Annotated in this window: 16 protein-coding genes and 1 pseudogene; 8 read left to right on the top strand and 9 right to left on the bottom strand. The window is 63.1% G+C overall.

Annotated features, from left to right (window positions below; all coding sequences use genetic code 11):
- Positions 1–23: 23 nt before the first annotated feature.
- From V1278_RS27975 to V1278_RS27960, 4 genes are all read left to right on the top strand, one after another.
- Positions 24–704 (top strand): response regulator transcription factor, encoded by a 681-nt coding sequence (locus V1278_RS27975; RefSeq protein WP_028348885.1) that lies wholly within the window; start codon positions 24–26, stop codon positions 702–704.
- Entirely contained in the window at positions 688–2,154 is a 1,467-nt protein-coding gene (locus V1278_RS27970) for a sensor histidine kinase (RefSeq protein ID WP_334367944.1), read from the top strand. The genes V1278_RS27975 and V1278_RS27970 overlap by 17 nt, the downstream gene beginning before the upstream one ends.
- A complete protein-coding gene (locus tag V1278_RS27965) occupies positions 2,151–5,087 on the top strand; it encodes a bifunctional [glutamine synthetase] adenylyltransferase/[glutamine synthetase]-adenylyl-L-tyrosine phosphorylase (protein ID WP_334382919.1) in 2,937 nt (978 codons plus the stop codon). The genes V1278_RS27970 and V1278_RS27965 overlap by 4 nt, the downstream gene beginning before the upstream one ends.
- Before the next feature lie 133 nt (positions 5,088–5,220).
- Positions 5,221–5,415, top strand: a complete 195-nt coding sequence (locus tag V1278_RS27960; RefSeq protein WP_334382918.1) for a hypothetical protein — start codon at positions 5,221–5,223, stop codon at positions 5,413–5,415.
- Between the two features lie 35 nt (positions 5,416–5,450).
- Here the strand turns inward: V1278_RS27960 and V1278_RS27955 are convergent, their stop codons facing one another.
- The 3 genes from V1278_RS27955 to V1278_RS27945 form a co-directional block, all read right to left on the bottom strand.
- Positions 5,451–5,672 carry a hypothetical protein gene (locus tag V1278_RS27955; RefSeq protein WP_334367947.1) on the bottom strand — a complete coding sequence of 74 codons (222 nt, stop codon included), beginning with the start codon at positions 5,670–5,672 and terminating at the stop codon, positions 5,451–5,453.
- 609 nt (positions 5,673–6,281) lie between these two features.
- Positions 6,282–7,034, bottom strand: a complete 753-nt coding sequence (locus tag V1278_RS27950; RefSeq protein WP_334382917.1) for an anti-sigma factor — start codon at positions 7,032–7,034, stop codon at positions 6,282–6,284.
- Positions 7,031–7,609 (bottom strand): sigma-70 family RNA polymerase sigma factor, encoded by a 579-nt coding sequence (locus tag V1278_RS27945; RefSeq protein WP_334382916.1) that lies wholly within the window; start codon positions 7,607–7,609, stop codon positions 7,031–7,033. Before V1278_RS27945 ends, V1278_RS27950 begins: the two co-directional genes overlap by 4 nt.
- A gap of 153 nt (positions 7,610–7,762) precedes the next feature.
- On the opposite strand from V1278_RS27945, the gene V1278_RS27940 reads away from it, so the two are divergent.
- Positions 7,763–8,539 (top strand): DUF4394 domain-containing protein, encoded by a 777-nt coding sequence (locus V1278_RS27940; protein ID WP_334367950.1) that lies wholly within the window; start codon positions 7,763–7,765, stop codon positions 8,537–8,539.
- A 90-nt stretch (positions 8,540–8,629) separates the two neighbouring features.
- On the opposite strand, the gene V1278_RS27935 is transcribed toward V1278_RS27940, so the two are convergent.
- Both V1278_RS27935 and V1278_RS27930 read right to left on the bottom strand, forming a co-directional pair.
- Positions 8,630–8,836, bottom strand: coding sequence for a formate dehydrogenase subunit delta (locus V1278_RS27935; RefSeq protein ID WP_334382915.1), 207 nt, complete (start codon positions 8,834–8,836; stop codon positions 8,630–8,632).
- Positions 8,826–9,239, bottom strand: a pseudogene (locus V1278_RS27930) (formate dehydrogenase accessory sulfurtransferase FdhD); the annotation flags it as partial. The gene V1278_RS27935 and the pseudogene V1278_RS27930, both read right to left, overlap by 11 nt.
- A gap of 120 nt (positions 9,240–9,359) precedes the next feature.
- Between V1278_RS27930 and V1278_RS27925 the strand changes: the two are divergent.
- Positions 9,360–10,250 (top strand): LysR family transcriptional regulator, encoded by an 891-nt coding sequence (locus V1278_RS27925; protein ID WP_057847652.1) that lies wholly within the window; start codon positions 9,360–9,362, stop codon positions 10,248–10,250.
- Position 10,251: 1 nt separating this feature from the next.
- On the opposite strand, the gene V1278_RS27920 is transcribed toward V1278_RS27925, so the two are convergent.
- The 3 genes from V1278_RS27920 to V1278_RS27910 form a co-directional block, all read right to left on the bottom strand.
- Positions 10,252–12,561: a sensor histidine kinase gene (locus V1278_RS27920; RefSeq protein WP_334382914.1), complete on the bottom strand. Its 2,310-nt coding sequence runs from the start codon at positions 12,559–12,561 to the stop codon at positions 10,252–10,254.
- Between the two features lie 190 nt (positions 12,562–12,751).
- Positions 12,752–14,131 (bottom strand): cation-efflux pump, encoded by a 1,380-nt coding sequence (locus V1278_RS27915; protein ID WP_334382913.1) that lies wholly within the window; start codon positions 14,129–14,131, stop codon positions 12,752–12,754.
- Positions 14,132–15,184: 1,053 nt separating this feature from the next.
- Positions 15,185–15,868, bottom strand: a complete 684-nt coding sequence (locus V1278_RS27910; protein ID WP_334369232.1) for an alpha/beta fold hydrolase — start codon at positions 15,866–15,868, stop codon at positions 15,185–15,187.
- A gap of 804 nt (positions 15,869–16,672) precedes the next feature.
- Here V1278_RS27910 and V1278_RS27905 point away from each other — a divergent pair.
- The gene (locus V1278_RS27905) at positions 16,673–16,918 is read left to right on the top strand and encodes a hypothetical protein (protein WP_334382912.1); all 246 of its coding nucleotides are present in this window, start codon (positions 16,673–16,675) and stop codon (positions 16,916–16,918) included.
- A gap of 232 nt (positions 16,919–17,150) precedes the next feature.
- Here the strand turns inward: V1278_RS27905 and V1278_RS27900 are convergent, their stop codons facing one another.
- Positions 17,151–17,939 carry a class I SAM-dependent methyltransferase gene (locus V1278_RS27900; RefSeq protein ID WP_334382911.1) on the bottom strand — a complete coding sequence of 263 codons (789 nt, stop codon included), beginning with the start codon at positions 17,937–17,939 and terminating at the stop codon, positions 17,151–17,153.
- Between the two features lie 564 nt (positions 17,940–18,503).
- Here V1278_RS27900 and V1278_RS27895 point away from each other — a divergent pair.
- On the top strand, positions 18,504–19,040 hold the full coding sequence (locus tag V1278_RS27895; RefSeq protein WP_334367955.1) for a hypothetical protein: 537 nt from the start codon (positions 18,504–18,506) through the stop codon (positions 19,038–19,040).
- Positions 19,041–19,051: the final 11 nt, after the last annotated feature.

Genomic DNA, 19,051 nt, shown 5'->3' with positions numbered 1-19,051 from the left:
CAATCCCCACACCCGTCACTCAGATGCGCCTGTTGATCATCGAAGACGACCGCGAGTCCGCCGACTATCTGGTCAAGGCGTTCCGTGAAGTCGGCTATGTCGCCGATCTCGCCAGCGATGGCGAGGAGGGACTATCGATGGCCGAGAGCGGCGATTACGACGTGCTGGTGGTCGACCGCATGTTGCCCAAGCGCGACGGACTGTCGGTGATCGGGAGCTTGCGCGATAAGGGCATTCGCACGCCGGTTCTGATCCTCTCCGCGCTCGGCCAGGTCGACGACCGCATCAAGGGTCTGCGCGCCGGCGGCGACGACTATCTGCCAAAGCCCTATTCATTCGCCGAATTGCAGGCCCGCGTCGAAGTGCTGTCGCGCCGCAATGTCGGCCCGGCCGAAGAGACCACCTATCGCGTCGGCGATCTCGAGCTCGACCGTCTTTCTCATCGCGTTGCCCGCGGCAAGGACGAGCTAACGCTGCAGCCGCGCGAGTTTCGCCTGCTCGAATATCTGATGAAGCATGCCGGCCAGGTGGTGACCCGCACCATGCTTCTGGAAAACGTCTGGGATTATCATTTCGATCCGCAGACCAATGTCATCGACGTGCACATTTCGCGGCTGCGCTCCAAGATCGACAAGGGCTTTGATCGGCCCTTGCTGCACACGATCCGCGGCGCCGGATACATGATCCGTGACGGCCTTCGGTAAACTGGTCCGCACGACGGCGTTTCGGCTGACGCTGGTCTATCTGTTTTTGTTCGCGCTGTTTGCGGCGTCGCTGCTCGGCTATTTCGCCTGGAATACGCGACGGCTGATCAACGAGCAGATCACCGCTACGGTGAATGCCGAAACCGCGGAGATTACCGACATCTACACGCGTCGCGGCCTGCGCGGCCTCGTCTTCACGCTCGGCAATCGGGCGCTGCGGCCGGGCGCCAACCTCTATCTCGTCACCACGCCGGAGGGAAAAGCGATCGGCGGCAATGTCGGCGCGCTGGCGCCGGGTGTGATGGCCTCAACCGGCTGGTCGGAGACCGGCTATCGCCGGCTCGACGAGCAGGACACCGCGGATCACCGCGCGCTGGTGCGCGTCACCGAACTCACCAACGGTTTTCGTCTCTTGGTCGGCCGCGACCTGGAGGAGCGCCGCCGGCTGTTCGGCATCGTCGCCAACGCCGCGCAATGGTCACTGCTGGTCGTCATCGTGCTCGGCATCGGCGGTGGCATCTTCGTGGCGCGGCGGGTGCTGCAGCGGATCGATGCCATGACCGGCACCACAAGGCGCATCATGGCGGGCGATCTCTCGGGGCGGCTGCCAGTCGGGCGCTCCGGAGACGAGCTCGACCGTCTCGCGGAAAACCTCAACGCCATGTTGGAGCGCATCGAGACCCTGATGATGGGGCTGAAGGAAGTCTCCGACAACATTGCCCATGACCTCAAGACGCCGCTAACGCGCTTGCGCAACCGCGCCGAGGAGGCGCTGGCGAGTTCGGGCAGCGAGGCCGAATACCGCGCAGCGCTGGAGCGGACCATCGAGGAATCCGACGGGTTAATCCGCACCTTCAACGCGCTGTTGATGATCGCGCGCGCCGAGTCCGGGCAGGCGCGCGGCAACATGGATGATTTCGACGCGGCCGACGTCGCCAGGGGCATCCACGAATTGTATGAGCCGCTGGCCGAAGACGACGGCATGACGCTCCGCGTCAGAACCACGACCGCGCGGCTGCATGGCAACCGCGAACTGATCAGCCAGGCGCTTGCCAATCTGGTCGAGAACGCCATCAAGTACGGCAAGCCCTCGCCGGTGGTGCAGCCGCTGGACCCTGCCGCCGCGGCGCGCACCCGGGAGATACTGATCGAGGCGCGGCGCGAAGGCGACCACGTGCTGCTCAGCGTCACCGATCATGGACCGGGCATTCCCGAAGGCGATCGCAAGCACGCGGTCGAGCGATTCGTGCGGCTTGAGGCGAGCCGCACGCTGCCGGGTTCCGGCCTCGGGCTCAGCCTGGCGTCCGCAGTGGCGACCTTGCATGGTGGCGAACTCAGGCTCGGCGATTCCCGGCCCGGCCTGACCGCGACGCTGGTAGTCCCGGCGCTATCTGCCGCGGCCAACAGGCTTGCGGCTCAAACGCAGGATGTGCCACAGAAGGTGGCATGAATTCCTCCGCCTTGGCCGCGCGGTTCGTCAGCGGGCCGCATGTCGCAGCCAGCAGTAACGCCGAACAACGCCTGGGAGACTGGCTCGCCGAACTGGAGCCGGAGCAATCGGCTGAGATCATGGCGTGGCTGGATCGCCCGCTCGCCAGGACCATCCTGCTTGGCATCGCCGAGTTCTCGCCATACCTGTTCGACTTGATCCGGGCTGACGCCGCTCGGCTGCTGCGTTTGCTGGCATGCGACCCGGAACCACATCTCAACTCGCTGATCGAGAAAGGCACGCGCGACGTACTCGCTGCCGCGGGCGAGGCCGACGTGATGCATCTGCTTCGCCGCATGAAGTCGGAGGCCGCGTTGTTGATCGCGCTGTGCGATATCGGCGGGGTCTGGCCGGTGATGCGGGTGACGGCGGCGCTGACCGATCTTGCAACCGTGTCCGTGCAGACGGCGCTGCGCTTCCTGCTACGTCAGGAGGTCACGCGCGGCCGCATGACGGCGCTCAATCATGACCGGCCGGAGGAGGACAGCGGATTGATCGTGCTCGCGATGGGCAAGATGGGCGCGGGCGAATTGAACTACTCCAGCGACATCGACCTAATCGTGTTTTTCGATCCCACCCGCACCTCGCTGGTCGCAGACATCGAGCCGGCGCCGTTCTTCGTGCGGGTGACGCAGGCGCTCGCCCGCCTGCTGCAGCAACGCTCCGGCGAGGGTTACGTGTTCCGCGTCGATCTGCGCCTGCGGCCCGATCCAGCCTCGACGCAGGTGGCGATTTCGACCGAGGCGGCGCTGCACTATTACGAGCGGGAAGGTCGGACCTGGGAACGCGCCGCGATGATCAAGGCGCGTGTTTGCGCCGGCGACGCCAAAGCGGGCGAGGCGCTGATCGCGGAACTGTCGCCGTTCGTCTGGCGCAAGCATCTGGATTTTGCCGCGCTCGCCGACGTCCACGACATGAAGCGGCAGATGCAGACCTATCGCGGCCAGAGCGAGATCGCGGTCGAAGGTCATAACGTCAAGGTCGGCCGCGGCGGCATCCGTGAGATCGAGTTCTTCGCACAAACGCAGCAGCTCATTGCCGGCGGTCGCCATCCGGAACTGCGGGTGCGCCCCACGCTCCATGCGTTGCAGGTGCTGGCGACCAGCAACTGGATCAGCTTTCAGGCCCACGACGAGTTGACCGCGGCCTATGAGTTCCTGCGCCGCGTCGAGCACCGACTGCAGATGATCGCGGACGAGCAGACCCATGCACTGCCCGAAGATGCCGAGGCTGTGGAGCGTTTTGCGAACTTCTTCGGCTATGAGAGCCGGGCGGCCTTTGCGAAGGACTTGCTCGGCCATCTCAACGTCGTGCAGGGGCATTACGGCAAGCTGTTCGAGGGCGATCCGACCGGCACGGTGAAGCTGCCGCAGCTCAATTATGCCGGCGGGCCTGAGGATGCGCGTCTGCTCGATCACCTGACGATGCTCGGCTTCAAGAAGCCCGTCGCGGTGGCTGGCACCCTGCAGCACTGGATGCAGGGCAACTATCGCGCGCTCCGCAACGAGGCGACCAAGGCTGCCTTCATCGAATTCGTGCCCGGCCTGATCCTCGGTCTCGCGCATGCCGAAGATCCCGACGACGCCGTGACCACGTTCGATCGTTTTCTCGGCGCATTGCAGCGCGGCGGCCGGCTGATTTCACTGTTGAGCCAGAACCGCGACCTGGTCGCGCTGGTGGCCTTGATCCTCGGCGCGGCGCCGAGGCTCGGCGACATGCTGGCGCGCCAGCCGCAGATCATGGACGGCTTGATCGATCCTCGTTTCTTCGGCGCGATGCCGGACCGGAAGGAATTGTCGGCGCGGCTGGCGGCGACGCTGAAGGACGCGGACTCTTACGAAGACTTCCTCGATCGCCTGCGGCTGTTCGGGCAGGAGAGCCTGTTTTTGATCGGCACGCGGATCCTGTCCGGCACGGTTTCCGCCCAGCACGCTGGCGTCGCCTTTGCCGACGTCGCCGAAGGCATTGTGCACACCGTGCATGGCCTGGTGAGAGACCAGTTCGCGACCCAGTACGGCCGCATCAAGGGACAGGAGACCGCGATCCTCGCGATGGGCCGGCTCGGCAGCCGCGAGATGACGGCATCTTCCGATCTCGACCTGATCCTGTTGTATGATTTCGACACGGACAATCCCGATTCCGACGGCGAGCGATCGCTGCACGGCGCGCAATATTTTACGCGGCTGACCCAGCGGCTGATCTCAGCGTTCACGACGCGGACCAATTACGGCGTACTCTATGAAGTCGATATGCGGCTGCGGCCGTCGGGCCGCGCCGGGCCGCTGGCGTCGCGGATCGATTCCTTTTCCGATTATCAGGAACGCGAAGCCTGGACCTGGGAGCACATGGCGCTGACGCGGGCGCGAGTGATCTCGGCTTCGCCGGCGTTTCGGAAGGAGATCGAGGACGCGATCCGCAGTGTGCTGACGCGGCCGCGCGATGCGGCCTCGACCGCCGGCGACGTCGCGGACATGCGCCGGGCGATTGCGCTGGAGAAGGGCGAGGACGACATCTGGAACCTCAAGCAGGCCGCCGGCGGCCTGGTCGACATCGATTTCATCGCGCAGTATTTGCAGCTCGTTCACGCCTCGGAAAAGCCCGAGATCCTCAGCGTTTCCACGCTGCAGGTGCTTGACAACGCCGCACGCCTTGGCGTGCTGCCGCCATCCGACGCCGAGATTTTGCGTTCGGCGGCGCGGCTCTATCACGACCTGACGCAGATCCTCAGGCTTTGCGTCACCGGCAAATTCAAGCCGGAGACGTCGGGAGAGAACCTTTTGCGCGTCATGGCGCGCGCCGGCGACACGCCGGATTTCTCGACGCTGGAAGCGCGCCTGCGCGAGACGCAAGGCGAGGTACGGCGGGTGTTTCAGGCGCTTGTCGGCGGCGGTTGACGTTTCCGTTCGATTTGCGTTGCGATGACATTTGTGTCCGAAGCTTGAAGCCGTTCCCGGTCGCTCCCAAGTGTAGAGGTACGATCGTCGCCGCCGGTGAGATCGCCCGGAACCACCGTCATTCGGAGGCTGGATGCATACCGCGATCAACATTTTCGACAGGCCCATCGAGCGCATCAGGAAAACCTGCGAGTTGACGGGCTTTGGTGCCGATTTCGACCGCAAGCTGCCGGAACTCGAAACCTACCTTGAAAGGCTGGTGGCCGAAGGCGAAACCAGCGAGGAACGGCTGACCGAGAGCGGTCTGACCTTTGTCAAGCAGGCATAGCAGGGACTTCGCGTGAAGGCCCTGGCAAGGCGGCGTCAGGAAATTTCGTCCGGAAGCCTCCAGGCCGGATCCGGCGCGCAATACTCTTCCCTGATTTCTTTCACGTGATAGCGGGTCAACAGAATCGCCCCGCCGGCTTCGTCGGCAACGGAAAGATCGGAAATCAGGGAAGCGTCGAGGGCTTGCTTCCAGACCTCTGCCTCAGTCGGCAGGCCAGGACCGATTTGCCTGTCGTCGGCAAACAGCGCGTAGGGCACGAGCCTCTCCCCAATCAAAACCCCGCCAGCTATCTAAGATAACTGACGGGGCTTTTGAGCTGATAATTCCGGTGGATTTCTCCTTTTCCTGAACTACCTGCTCCCTCCTGCAACGCCGGACGATGGATATCGTTCCCAACCTTTTCGGTTGCGGGTGAAAAATGGCGCCCTGCCGATCGACCGTCCTTCCTGATTTTTCTGATGGGAACGGTGCACCAATGGCGGCTTTCGGACGTTCGCCTCAATCGCGTGGAACTATTGCCGCTTTTTCCTGCTTGAGAGCGGCGTCTTCAACCCCTGGAGCGGGACGGCCCATGCGCAAACTACTATTTGGAATCGCACTCACACTACCAATCGCTTTCATGTCCCCGGCAACGGCGATGCCCCGCGGCTACCCGCTGATCCACGACTCTCTGGTCAAGGGAGATCTGATCGAAGTAAAGGGCGGGCACGGCCGCGGGCATGGTTGGGGCCGCGGCCACGGTTACCGTCCGTTTGGTTGGAGCCGCGGCCGAAAAGTCGGTTGGCGCGGCCGTGGCTGCCCGCCGGGTCACTGGAAGAAGGGCTGGTGCTGAAACCGGACGGCCGGCCACTTTCCCTCTAGGGCGGCTACAAGGCCCGTGCCGCGTTGCCCTTGAACAGGATTGGGCCGGTCGGTCGTCCGATGGGTGAGCCGCCTTCGGGCTCCAGCGTGATCTCGAACAGTTGATCTTGCGCGGTTTCCGGCAGCGACTCCAGGTCGAGCTGCAGCGTGCGCGACTGACCGGTGAGGCCGATCGACTTCGGGCCGATCGCGCGATCCCACAAGGTCCAAACCTGCAGCGTTCGGCCGGGAGGAACCTCGATCGGCCGCAACGGTATCAACTCGACCCGGCCGTTCGAAAAGGCGTTGACGATGGCGCCGGCCTCTTTCGTCGTGTCGTTCACCAGCACGGCGACGTAAATCGGCTTGCGCTGGGCGAGCGCGATCATGTCATGACGAAGCTGGCGCGACGTCGCCAACGCACCGATCATGATTGTCGCAAAAAGCAGTGCGGCGAAGGCTCCGCCGATACCGAGGCCGCGCCAGAACCGGATGTTGTCCCACAGTGTGGCGCCGCGCAGCGCGGCGCGTGCGGAGGGCAGGGCGTCGATCGGCGCGATTCTGGTTGCATCCACGATGCGCTGCCAAAGCGCCGGGCTCGGTGGAGTTTCCTCGGCAGTGAGATCGAGGTCCGCAAGCCGTTCCCGCCACGCGCTGACAGCCTGAGCAAACGATTGGTCGGTTGCGATGCGCCGTTCGGCGGCGGCGTGCTCTGCACCGTCAAGGAGGCCCATCACGTAATCGGCGGCCATGGCGTTGTCGGCTTCGTGCGGGTTCATCCCATGCACTCCTGCAACGCAAAGAGGCTACGCCGTACCCAGCTCTTGACCGTGCCGAGCGGAACCTTGAGCCGTCCCGCCAATTCGCCGTGGCTCATACCGTGAACATAGGCGAGCACCACGACGTCGCGACGGGGGCGGTCGATCTGCTCGAGACACCGGCGCAGCGCGCTGGTCTCCGGCATCCGTGACAGAGTGGTCTCGCAGTCGACATCCGCGACGCTTTCATCGGATGCTTCGTAGCGGTGCTCATCGCGATGAATACTGAGGGCACGGTTGCGCACCACCGCATAGAGCCACCCCCGCGCGCTGCCGCGGCGCGGATCGAAGCCGGCCGCGCCGCGCCAGATCCGGATAAAGGCGTCGTGCACCGCTTCTTCCGCTAGGTCCTGCCGAAACAGGATGCGGCGCGCGATGCCGACCATGCGCGGCGCCTCGCTGTCGTAGATCACGCGCAATGCGGTGCGGTCGCCGGCCGCGCAGCGCGCCAGGGCCGCGGTAAGCTGCGCCTCGCGCTCCCCATCGAACAGGGCAGGAGCCTGCAGGTTGGCGGTGATGGTGCCATTTCCAGTCATGTCTATGCCCTTGCATAGTTGTTCTACCTTGAGATGCGGCATTTGGATGCATGTGTCGAAAATAATTTTCAGTGTGCTGCATCCGTTTCGCCGCGCCGCCGGTACCCGCTGTGTTGGTCCCGAGAGGATCATAGCAACACAGGGAGCTCACCAATGAATTATCGTTCGATTTTCGCCGCTTCGGCCGCACTATTGCTGTCATCCGCAGCCGCCAACGCCGCGCAGGTCGCAGCCCTGATCGGCGGCGACACCATTGCGATGGTCGATACCGCGCAGAAGAAGGCGACCGGGTCGGTCAAGGTCACCGGCATTTCCGGTGCGCTGGTCGGCATCGACGTACGTCCGGCTGACGGCATGCTCTATGGACTGGTCGACGATGGCACCATTGTGACCATTGCGATGGACGGCAAGGCCACGACGAAATCCAAACTTGACACCATGCTCGCCAAGGGCGTAGCCGCGACGGTCGATTTCAACCCGGTGGCGGATCGCCTGCGCGTGATGGGCGCGGACGGGATGAACCTGCGGGCGAATGTCGATGACGGCAAGGTGACCAAGGACGGCGATCACAAGTTTGCCGATAGCGACATGCACAAGGGCGAAAAGCCGAACATCGTCGCCGGCGCCTATATCAATTCGGTGAAGGGCGCAAAGGAAACGGCATTGTTCAACATCGACGGCACCATCGGCGGATTGATCAAGCAGGCGCCGCCGAATGACGGCGTGCTTGGCGCGATCGGCAAGCTCGGGATCAAGGCGGATACCGTCGCGTTTGACATCTGGTCCGACGGTAACGGCAAGAACGAAGCCTGGCTGATGGCGGGCGGCACGCTCTACAGCATCGACCTCGCGACTGGAAAGGCGACCGAGGCTGCAAAGATCGCCGGCGTCAGCGGCACGGTCAAGGACATCGCCATCATGGGAATGTAGCCGACCGCTGCCATCTCCGGACGCCGGGATTCTGCCGGTTGCTTGCGCGACCGGCAGAACTTTCCGGTGAATTCGGACTCAGCCAGGTGCTTACGCCTTCTTCAACGTCTCGAGCGCGTTGCGGACATTGGGATCGAGCCCGCCATTGTCCAGATGGGCGAAGATCGCCTTGCGCATCCGCGGGTCCCAGAACTTTCTGATGTGCTCGGCTATGCCGGGCACGGCCTTATCGTGTCCCTGGCTCTGAAAGAATTTGCCGATTTGATTGGCCATGTAGATCAAACGGTCAGGCGACATGGGCGGCTCCGGCAGCGCCAGTATGTTGTGCAACCGCAATCCGCTGTGGATGCGTGAAGATCTCAAATCCATCCGCATGTGCGATGGCCGCGAGCGTGATACCGGCGGCACCCGCGATGCGAACGGCAAGCGCGGTCGGTGCTGACACCGCGACCATCAGCGGGGCGCCGATCGCGGCGGTCTTCTGCACCATCTCGACTGAGACGCGGCTGGTCAGCAGCACTATGCCGGCGGCGGCCGGAATGGCAGCCTGCGCCAGCGCGCCGGCGATCTTGTCGAGCGCGTTGTGGCGGCCGACGTCCTCCCGCAACGCCACGAGGCCGTGCGCAGGCGTCCAGAATGCCGCCGCATGCACCGCGCGGGTCTGGATGTTGATCTGCTGCAATGGGATAAAAAATTGGACAATATGAATGTCGAATTTCCGTCCCTCGGACGCCGTTTTGAAGTATTGGCGCCTTCGCGCCCGTGCTATTTGTGGCACTTGGGCGACCGCCCATACGGCCAAATTTCGTGGGATTTCTCGGTGATCGACAAGCTTGAACTTCTGCTGGCGCTGGCAAAGGAGCGGCATTTTGGGCGGGCGGCGGAAGCCTGCGGCGTCACCCAGCCGACCATGTCGACCAGCCTCAAGCAGCTTGAGGAAATTCTCGGCGTCATGCTGGTGCAGCGCGGCTCCCGCTTTCAGGGCTTTACGCCGGAGGGCGAGCGCACGCTCGACTGGGCGCGGCGCATCGTCGGCGACGCCCGCGCGATGCGGCAGGAGATCAACAGCCTCAAGGACAAGCTCTCCGGCGAAATCAGGATCGCCGCGATCCCGACCGTGCTCGGCATGGTGGCGCAGCTCACGACGCCGTACCGCGCGCGATACCCGGACGTGCGCTTTCGCATCCAGTCCTGCACGTCGGCCGATGTGCTGGGCCTTCTCGAAAATCTCGAGGTGGATGCCGGGCTGACCTATATCGAGAACGAGCCGATCGGCAAGGTTCGCACCATTCCGCTCTATAACGAAAGCTATCGCCTGCTGACGGCGCCCGACGCCATGTTCGGCGACCGCAAGCAGGTCACCTGGAAGGAGGTCGGGCAGGTGCCGTTGTGCCTGTTGACGCCGGACATGCAGAACCGCCGCATCATCGATCGCGCGCTGGCGTCCGTCGGAGCCGAGGCCACGCCGACGCTGACCTCGAACTCGCTGCTGGTGCTCTACACGCACGTGAAGACCGGGCGCTGGGCGAGCGTGATGCCGGCCAAGCTTGCGGAGACACTGGGGTTGGCTGACTCCGTCCGCAGCATTCCGATCGTCGATCCCGTCGTCGACTACAGCATCGGCATGGTGATCCCGCAGCGCGATCCGATGACGCCGCTGATCGCGGCGCTGGTGCAGGTCGCCCGCGAGGTGGCGCCGACCCTGGCGTAGATCAGGCCGCCTCGGCCTCGGCCCTTGCTTTCGGCTTCGGCTGTTGCGGTTCGCGCGGCAGCACGATGCGGACGACGGTGCCGGTGCCGAGCTTGGAGCGCAGCCGCATCGTGCCGCCATGCAGGCTGGTCAGCGACCGCGCGATAGCTAGTCCGAGGCCCGATCCCTGGTAGGTCTTGGTGAGCTGGCTTTCGACCTGCTCGAACGGCTTGCCCAGCCGCCGCAGCGAAGCGGGCGCGATGCCGATGCCGGTATCGGCGATCATCAGCACGATCGAGTTGGGTAGCACATGGCTGCGCACCGTGACCTTGCCGTCGTCGGGGGTGAATTTTACGGCATTGGACAGGAGGTTGACGAAGATCTGCTTGACCGCACGGCGGTCGGCCATCACGGAAATGGTGCTTTCGATATCGGCGTCCAGCGTCAGGTGCTTGTCCTCGGCACGCCCGGATACCACGCGCAGCGACTCTGCCAGGATCTTCGACAGATCGAGCTGCTCCATGTCGAGCTTCATGCGGCCGGCCTCGATCTTCGACATGTCGAGGATGTCGTTGATGACTTCGAGCAGGTATTTGCCGCTGGTGAGGATGTCGTGGCAGTACTCTTGATATTTGTCGGAGCCGAGCACGCCGAACATGCCGCTGCCCATGATCTCGGAGAAGCCGATGATGGCGTTCAGCGGGGTGCGCAGCTCATGGCTCATATTGGCGAGGAATTTCGACTTCGCCTGGTTGGCTTCCTCGGCGCGGTTCTTCTCCTGCGAATATTTTTCCGCCAGATCGGCCAGCTCGGCCTGCGAGCGCTTCAGATCGAGCACGTTGGCGCGCAGGCGGGCGTCGTTTTCGATCAGCTTCTGCTCGTGCTCCTTGATCCGGGTGATGTCGGTGCCGACCGAGACGTAGCCGCCGTCCTTGGTGCGGCGCTCGCTGATATGCAGCCAGCTTCCGTCGTCGAGCTGCGCCTCGAATGTGCGGGCTCCCGGCGCTTGCGCGCCGGTCTCCTGCAGTCTGGTGCGAACCTCCGGCATGCTGCCGACCTCGATTACGGTCTCGTACGACGTGCCGGGGGTCACCGCCGTATCGGGCAATTTGTGCAGGCGCTGGAAATGCGAGTTGCAGAGCACGAGGCGATCTTCCGCGTCCCACAGCACGAAGGCTTCCGGAATGGTTTCGATCGCGTCGCGCAGCCTGAGGTCGGCTTCCACGGTCTTCTCGGCGAGGCTCTTCTGCTCGGTGATGTCGACCGCGATGCCGATCAGATGCAGCCCGCCATCGGCCGAGGTGTGACTGAGCTCGCAGCGCACGCGCAGCCAGATCCAGTGGCCGCCGGTGTGCTGCATGCGGAAGCTCTGGTCGATGTGGGTGATCTTGCCGGCGATCATCTGGTCGGCGATCGCGAACAGGTCGATGTCGTCGGATTTCACCAGCGCGTTGACTTCGCCGAAGGTGAGGAGATCGTTGCGGGAGTCGAGGCCGAGCATCGTGAACATCGATGCCGACCAGAAGATGCGGCCGCGCGAGAGGTCCCAGTCCCACAATCCGCAGCGGCCGCGGTTGAGCGCGGTATCGATCCGGCCGCGGACTGCGTCGTTGATCAGGTCGCCCTCGCGGGCGCGGGTCGATTGCCAGTGGAAGGCGAAGCCGAGGATCAGCACGACAAAGCCGGTGGTGGCCGACAGCGTCACCGACAGAGCGGCATCCGAACCCCACAGCGGCTCGTTCCGTTCCTGGATGACGATGACCATGCCCGGCAGCGATTTGACCAACCGCGAGATCGCCATGGCGCCGTTGCCGTTCGGCAGCGTCATGTCGCTGACGACGCCCTGCTGGCCGGGCGTGGCGAGCAGTTGCGCCGTGCTGATGACGTCGAGGATGCGATCGCCGCCAAGGCTGCCTTCGACGGGAACGCGGGCCAGAATCCGGTGGTCCGAGCCGGTGATGATGACGTGGCGGCCGCTCGCAGCGCCCCAGGCCGGGATCAGGTCCGGCAGCAGGCTCTGCAGCCGTTCGATATTGGCGGCGCGATCCTGCCGGACCGACGCGAAGCGGTCGAGCCGTTCGGCTAGGAGCTCGGTGAGCGCGGAGAGATCGCGCTTCATGGAGGCGCGCTTCTGCCGGCTCTGGTCGATCACCTGCACGAAGGCGCCGAGGCAGATCGTGATCAGGAAGGCGATGATGAGCGTGGGCACGGCGCGGCGAAGCGCCGGCTCTGCGGTGAGCAGCCGGTGGTAGGCAGGTTTTGCGATCGATTGCGCCAATCCTTTGATCGAATCGGATTGGACACACGCGTTCGCCGCATGCGCGCGCGCCATGCTTTAGACCCCCGCCGAAGGCTCTTTTGCACATTGTCCGGAAGCACCCCGTAGCTTCCGAATCATGCCGATTTGAATCCACTTTTTTCGGGGCTGTCGAGAGTCAACGATTCGTTAATTCGAAATAAATCTTGTCCAACACGAATTAAGGCACGCTCGATGCGAGTCCGAAACGGGAACGGGCGCAAACCTACGCGCGCGGCGGTTCGGCATGGCTGATGACGCGCTTGATCGACGGGAACGCGTGGCGCAGCGCGCGCTCGATCTCGTCGACGTTCTCATGCACCTTGATCACGCTCATCGACGGTGCGGCGCGGCAATGGAAGTTGACGATTTCGCCCGCATCGGTGTCGCGGACCCGCACATTGTGAATGTCATGGATCGCGCCGTTGCCGCCGGCAAAGCGCGACAGCGCGGCCTTGATCGTTTCGACGCGCTCGGGCGCAGCGTCGGTGCCATGGGGCAATTCCGGCCCGAGCGGCTCGATGTGGGTGTCGACCTCGACGTCCTCGCCAAATTCCTCGCGGATGCTGCGCTCCAGGTCGTGGGCGATGGCGTGCGCGGCGGTGAGTTCCATGTCGCCGTCGACTTCGAGGTCTATGCCGACAATCAGCCGGGCACCGAGATCGTGCACCGTGACGTGGTGGACGGCGAGGCCGGAATTGCGGGCGATCACCATGATGCGCTCGCGCACGCTCTCATTGTCGCGCGCGACCGGCACCGCGGTGAAGGTGAGGTCGGCGTCGCCGAGCGCTTGCGTGACCGCGGCCTGCGCAGTCTTCTTGATCGCCTCGACGCGGTCGATCGGGTAGGTGCGCGGCACCTTTGCGATGGCGTCGATGAAATGCGTCGGCCCGACCATGCGCACGCGCACGCGTTCGACACCGACCACGCCGGGCACCGCGCGGATCGCCGCGGTCGCTTTTTCCGACGCGCCCGCCGGCGCGCGGTCGAGCAGGGTTTCGACGGTGGAGCGCCCGAGCCTCAGGCCGAGGATCGATATCATGACGGCGACGGCGATGGCGGCAACCGAGTCGCCCCAGGCATAGCCGAGCCCGGTCAGCGCCAGGCCGGCGATGACGGCGACGGATCCCAGCACGTCGGAAGCGAAATGCAGCGCGTCCGCCGCCAGCGCCTGGCTCCGCGTCTGCCGCGCCGTGCGATGCAGCGCCCGCGCGCGCCAGAAATTGACCGCGATATCGATCACCAGCACGACGAAGGGGACAGCCGATATCGTCGGCGGCGGCGCACCTTCGCGCAGCCGGCTCCAGGATTCGACCAGGATGCCGCCGGCCAGCACGTAGAGCAGTGCGATGACGAACAGCGCCGACAGGCTCTCGAACTTGCCGTGGCCGTAATGATGTTCCTCGTCGGCTGGCTGGTCGGATACCCGCACCACGAGCCACGTGATGACGGTCGCGATCACGTCGACGGAGGAATGCAGCGCCTCCGAGATCAGCGCGAGCGAGCCGATCGCGATACCCATCGCGAACTTCGCCGCAGCCATGCCGGCGCTGGCGAAGATCGAGATCGCCGCGACGTTGGTTTTTATGGTGGGGATAGTGGTCATGGCCAGCGGTTTAGCAGGGCGCTGTGTGGGATTAAAGCTGACAGTTGGATGCGCAATCGCCACTCACTTGCAGGAGCGATTTGTTGCGAATTGTTCCGAGTTGATTTTCGCGTCGTCCCTGCGAAAGCAGGGACCCATAGCCACCGATGCCTGTTGTAGGCGAAGCTGTAGCTCCAGCGTCGCGCAACATGGACATCTGTGGTTGACGATAGGCTTGCGCGCATTGGACACGCCTCCGCATTCTCGCGGCGCGATCCGCCCGAGCTTTGCAAATTCATCCGCCCTACTGGAAGAGGGCGCAGGGAATGCCGGGTGCTTGCTGCACCCGCGGTCTCGTGTGCAAGTAGCGCAAAGAGATGCGCACACGAGCATACAGGTACAGCCGAGGCACTCCGGCATTCCCTGCGCAGTGGTTTACGGCTTATACCGCGCTCTCCCTGGAGACGAATTCCTCTTGCCTCCATCGCTGCCGGATTAAAGGCTTGTCGAAACCCGGTTGGGTTCAACGCACCTCCGTCAGCTTGACACCGCCAGGACCACACGGTTTTGCCGTACGCTTCAGCGCCGTACGTCCTGCGCGCCGTGTCCGTTCACGGCCGAAGAGCCGCCCTGCGAACAACTTCTCGCGCCGACGCTGCCGCGTCCACCGCATCCCGCCCCACGTTCGTGACGATGGCCAACGCCCCTCTTGTCGGGACGGGACGGCGGGATTTGTAAGCGTGATTTGGGTCCGCGGCGAAGCGGAATATTTCTGACGCGACGACTGGACGGGGCAAATCACGTTGAAGTTGTTAGCGAAAATTGGTTATTCGAGAAAAATCGATTTTTCGTGCACGCCGGTTATTTGCCCAACCAGCAGGACAGAGCCGCACTGCCATTGCTAGCTTCTGAACCGATAGAACCAAGGCGGCGCACTGAAAAACATCGGCCAAGCAGGGGACTAATGCCGACTAAAACCTGTGCTGCATGAGTCGGTAGCTGGGCTATAGCAGACACCACATTGGTCTTGCCTGTGTCGGCTTTTGAGCCGACGGCTTGTCGAGCTCGCATGCCCTATTTCACGAGGTAGGCAAGCAGGAGTTCGGCGAGCTCGCGTGGATGGGAGAGCGCAACCAAGTGGCCGCCTGGGATTTCGTCGACGGTCTTGCCGAGCCGCTCGTGCGCCACGCGTGCCTGAAAGTCGCGCGGAAAGAACCGATCGTCTTGACCGGCCACGACGTGAATCGGAACGTCAGGCCACGCTTGGAAGTTCGCGGGCTCGCTAAAGGCGATCTCGGACTCCCGGCGCTCGTGCGCGGCTCCTTCTTCGGCGATATCCTTTGGCACATCATGAAGGAAATACGTAGCGAGATCGAACTCGACGCTGTAGCCACCACGCTTGGCTGCAGCCTGCCGCGCTTCGAGCCACCCAGTATGGCCCCACCACTCACCGGCCGTTTCGCCGGGAAGAGGGATCATCGCGTTCACGAAGGTGAGCATGCGAATCGGCGTCCGAGCGCGAGCGCACACGAGCGCTGCCGTGAATGCGCCCATCGATTGAGCAACGATCACCACGTCTTTTCGCTTTCCGATCAAGGCGACGACGAGGTCGGCGTAGGCGTGTAGCCCTGCGTGAGCGTCGTCACCGGGTAGATCGACGGCGAGCGCCTCGTGACCGGCTTGCCGGAGCAATGGTAGGACGCGATGCCAATACCATGCGGCACCGCCAGCTCCAGGGATTAGAACGAAGGTGGTCATCAATGCCAAGCGAGTTTGCTGCGAAATAAGTAGGGCTTCGGCACGTCCCGCCGGACACTATGGTACTGCACGGTCGCGGGGCGCGGAAGGGGTGCATGTCGCCTTCGGTACATCCGTATCCATCCGGTGAAGGCCCCCGGGCCTCCAACCGCACTATCATTCCCATCTCGAACACCAGAGCTGCTGACATGACGTTGTCAGCAGCCGGCGACTACAGTGCCGACCGCGGGGGATCGATGAATGGCTTATCGGCTGCAGTGCGTCGGCGAGTCGGGCAATTCGTTCAAGGTCGCATTATTCCTCAATTGTGCCTACGGGCTTCGCGACAGGTGTCGTCCGCTTGTTTGGCCCCAGCGGACATGCCAACCCTCCGATTGGTGTGTCTGCTTCCGGGGGAGGCCGGACATGGCGAAGTAAACCGCCACGTCCGCCAACTGACCACAGCCTGAAATTTTCGATCCCAGCCGGCTCCGCTGACGTTCGAAAAATTACTAGCGCGCAACAAATCCCGCACCTCGTGCGCATAAAACATTGACGGGCTGAATTTTCTCTGCGTTTAGATCATGACATTCGTCGCGGGTGAAATTGCCTGCACTCTTAGAGGACCGTAATGCGCAACGCACGCACACACATCGCAGAGACTGCCGCCCGCGTCCGGCCGCTTATTCGGCTGGCCGATTGGTCGTGCATGTCCGTGATGGCGTGGGGCCCGAACTTTCAGCTCGAAGCGGGGCTGATCCGCAAAGCAAGAGTGTAACTCTCGGCGCAGGGCCGCTCCCTCCGCCGAACCGGCAGGAGGGCAAGATGAACGCCCGCAACGACGTCAAGAGACCATCCGATCAGAGCTTGGGCGCGAGGCCTTTGCTGGCAGCGGCTCGACGGCGATTTGCCGCGCGGGTTGATTTTCTCGTGGCTCGCTGGCTCGAGCGCTGCGCCACGAACGCCGAGGCCGCACAATGGTTGTTCAAGACCGATCGGAAGCCCACACGTGAGTTCGGGATGGACGTGAGCCTTGTCGTTTCATCTCCACGTTGGGATGAGTCGCCATGACGGGGGCAGGGGGGTGGGGATAGCTTCAAGGTATGGAGAGAGGCTGCCCAGATGGCAGCCTCCCTTAATCTGTTGCAGATCACCAGTGGTGACCTGATGCGTCCTCAAAGCAAGGCTCTCCCTGTTCAATGTCGACTCTTCACGAACCGGATCTGACGATGTCTGCTTACGCGGGCAAGGCAGATCTCCCGGTTGCATCTCCGGACTTCCGAGTTTGACCGAGGCTGCTCAGCTACTTGGGCCGGCGCCCCCTTATCGCATGCGCGCGTGCATCACATGTTATGTGGTCATCGGCGCCTGCTGGTAGGCGAGCACGCACCCGTAACCTGAGCGTATCAACGTCCCCAGATTGCATGGCGGCAACCGTAGGCCCAAGCGAAGGGGACTTGAGATTTGTCATCCAGAAATCGTCAAAATTTGCAAAGGTCCGGCTTACGGTGATCTCCCGCGTTTGCACGTCCTCGAGGCCTGCACCGATCCACAAGTCGCGTAACGCTTCCATTCGAGACGCGTCCATCCGTGGTGGGCGCGGAGGCGCAATGCCCATTGCCTGTATCTCAAGGAGTATTGGATCTAGCGGAAACCCGCCACCCAGCATGTCCCACATGTAGGTCGCGACTGCACCGCCCGGGCGAACTACTCGAACCATCTCGCTAACGCCCTTCGCGGGGTCCGGAACGAACACAAGTACCAAGGCCATCACGCCTGCATCGAAACTGCCATCGCCGAAGGGAAGCGCCATAGCATCGCCCTTACAATACTGTGCCAGGCGCGACGCAGTTCGTGTGCGTGCAAAAGCGAGCTGCGCATCAGATGGATCAATACCTTGGACCTCCACGGGGCTACATCGCTCGACCAATAGCTCAGTGAAGGCCCCGTTGCCGCAGCCGACGTCGATCCACCGCAAACCCGGGGATGGCGCCAACCAATCAAGGAAGATTTGACCAGCGAGTCGGCTCCAGACTCCCATCATCTGCTCATAGGCGGCACCGTGATCGAATCGAATTTCTTGTTCGACCATTGCTGAAGCTCCTGCCGCGGCCCCCAATTGCACCGCTCAACGGTACCATTACCCTAGTCGTGTTGCCACAGCCGCGCGGACGCGCGCTTGGCCTGAAATTGGCTTATTGCAGACGAGGCTGGCGGCGCGGCCCATGTCAGCGCGCAGCGCGCAGGGCGGATTAGCCGCAGGCGTAATCCGCCGCTGCATCTGCAGCAAGATGGCGGGTTACGCTGCGCTAATCCGCCTACGACTGTTGTTACGCGTCAATCAAGAATCAGGGCGACCAACACGTCGCTCCTGCTCCCGCTTCCTGCGTGTAACGCAGTCCACACTCCTCGTCCGGATTGCTGGTATGCCGGTAAGCCACGAGCCAGTCGGCAAAGACAGCTTGCGGGGCTTGGTGGTCGACGGTCGGGTCGTTGAGGAGGCCGAGCGGTTCGCATGTGATTGCCAATCAACAAACGAAGGGGTTTGTTCAAGTAGATGGGCAACCAAAGGGGCGAGGTAAGAGTTCTGAGAGGGCAATCATGGAGGTATTGGCTCCGACAAAATCGTAACCTGCAACCCATCTGGGAGGAAACCATGAGGTATCATCTCAATTCATCGTGGATGTGCGGTTGTGTTGTGCTTGCCTTGGCAGCCCCGGCGGCCTCTGTGTCGGCCGTGGCGGAAGAATCAGGCCAATGGTTCGGTCGAGCCGTTCTGGTCACCCTATCGAGCAAGAGCGTGAAGCTGGAACACCGGGCTGACCATACGGTGTCAGTCACTGAATACGACGGTGCCGTGTTCAATGCCGACGGCAAGCCCTTTCTCGACAAAGCCCGCTATCAGGTGGTTGATCAAACGGATGCTGGCATGTCCAGCGGCGGCTACAAGACCTTCACGGAGGCCGATGGATCCAAGGTCTTTGCCAAGTACGTCCTGAAAGACGCGAAGCCGCGGGAGTTCCGCGGGACATTCCAGTTCACCGGCGGCACGGGTAAGTATGCGGGGATCACAGGCAGCGGCGATTACCATGTCGTCCTGATCAGTGACACGGCCTTGTGGGATGAACTCCGTGGCGAGTACAAGATTCCGGGTGACAAGCCGACCACGGGGAGCGCAGCGCCTCCGCGGTGAACTGCTGAAAT

Source organism: Bradyrhizobium sp. AZCC 1577 (assembly GCF_036924575.1).
In the GTDB taxonomy this organism is placed as follows: domain Bacteria; phylum Pseudomonadota; class Alphaproteobacteria; order Rhizobiales; family Xanthobacteraceae; genus Bradyrhizobium.
This window is presented reverse-complemented; position numbering and strand designations above follow the sequence as displayed.

Excerpts from the sequence above, each read along its gene's own strand:
- V1278_RS27975 (WP_028348885.1), top strand. The coding sequence starts at position 24 with ATGCGCCTGTTGATCATCGAAGACGACCGCGAGTCCGCCGACTATCTG.
- V1278_RS27965 (WP_334382919.1), top strand. The coding sequence starts at position 2,151 with ATGAATTCCTCCGCCTTGGCCGCGCGGTTCGTCAGCGGGCCGCATGTC.
- V1278_RS27960 (WP_334382918.1), top strand. The coding sequence starts at position 5,221 with ATGCATACCGCGATCAACATTTTCGACAGGCCCATCGAGCGCATCAGG.
- V1278_RS27950 (WP_334382917.1), bottom strand. The coding sequence starts at position 7,034 with ATGAACCCGCACGAAGCCGACAACGCCATGGCCGCCGATTACGTGATG.
- V1278_RS27945 (WP_334382916.1), bottom strand. The coding sequence starts at position 7,609 with ATGACTGGAAATGGCACCATCACCGCCAACCTGCAGGCTCCTGCCCTG.
- V1278_RS27940 (WP_334367950.1), top strand. The coding sequence starts at position 7,763 with ATGAATTATCGTTCGATTTTCGCCGCTTCGGCCGCACTATTGCTGTCA.
- V1278_RS27935 (WP_334382915.1), bottom strand. The coding sequence starts at position 8,836 with ATGTCGCCTGACCGTTTGATCTACATGGCCAATCAAATCGGCAAATTC.
- V1278_RS27920 (WP_334382914.1), bottom strand. The coding sequence starts at position 12,561 with ATGGCGCGCGCGCATGCGGCGAACGCGTGTGTCCAATCCGATTCGATC.
- V1278_RS27915 (WP_334382913.1), bottom strand. The coding sequence starts at position 14,131 with ATGACCACTATCCCCACCATAAAAACCAACGTCGCGGCGATCTCGATC.
- V1278_RS27910 (WP_334369232.1), bottom strand. The coding sequence starts at position 15,868 with ATGACCACCTTCGTTCTAATCCCTGGAGCTGGCGGTGCCGCATGGTAT.
- V1278_RS27905 (WP_334382912.1), top strand. The coding sequence starts at position 16,673 with ATGAACGCCCGCAACGACGTCAAGAGACCATCCGATCAGAGCTTGGGC.
- V1278_RS27900 (WP_334382911.1), bottom strand. The coding sequence starts at position 17,939 with ATGGTCGAACAAGAAATTCGATTCGATCACGGTGCCGCCTATGAGCAG.
- V1278_RS27895 (WP_334367955.1), top strand. The coding sequence starts at position 18,504 with ATGAGGTATCATCTCAATTCATCGTGGATGTGCGGTTGTGTTGTGCTT.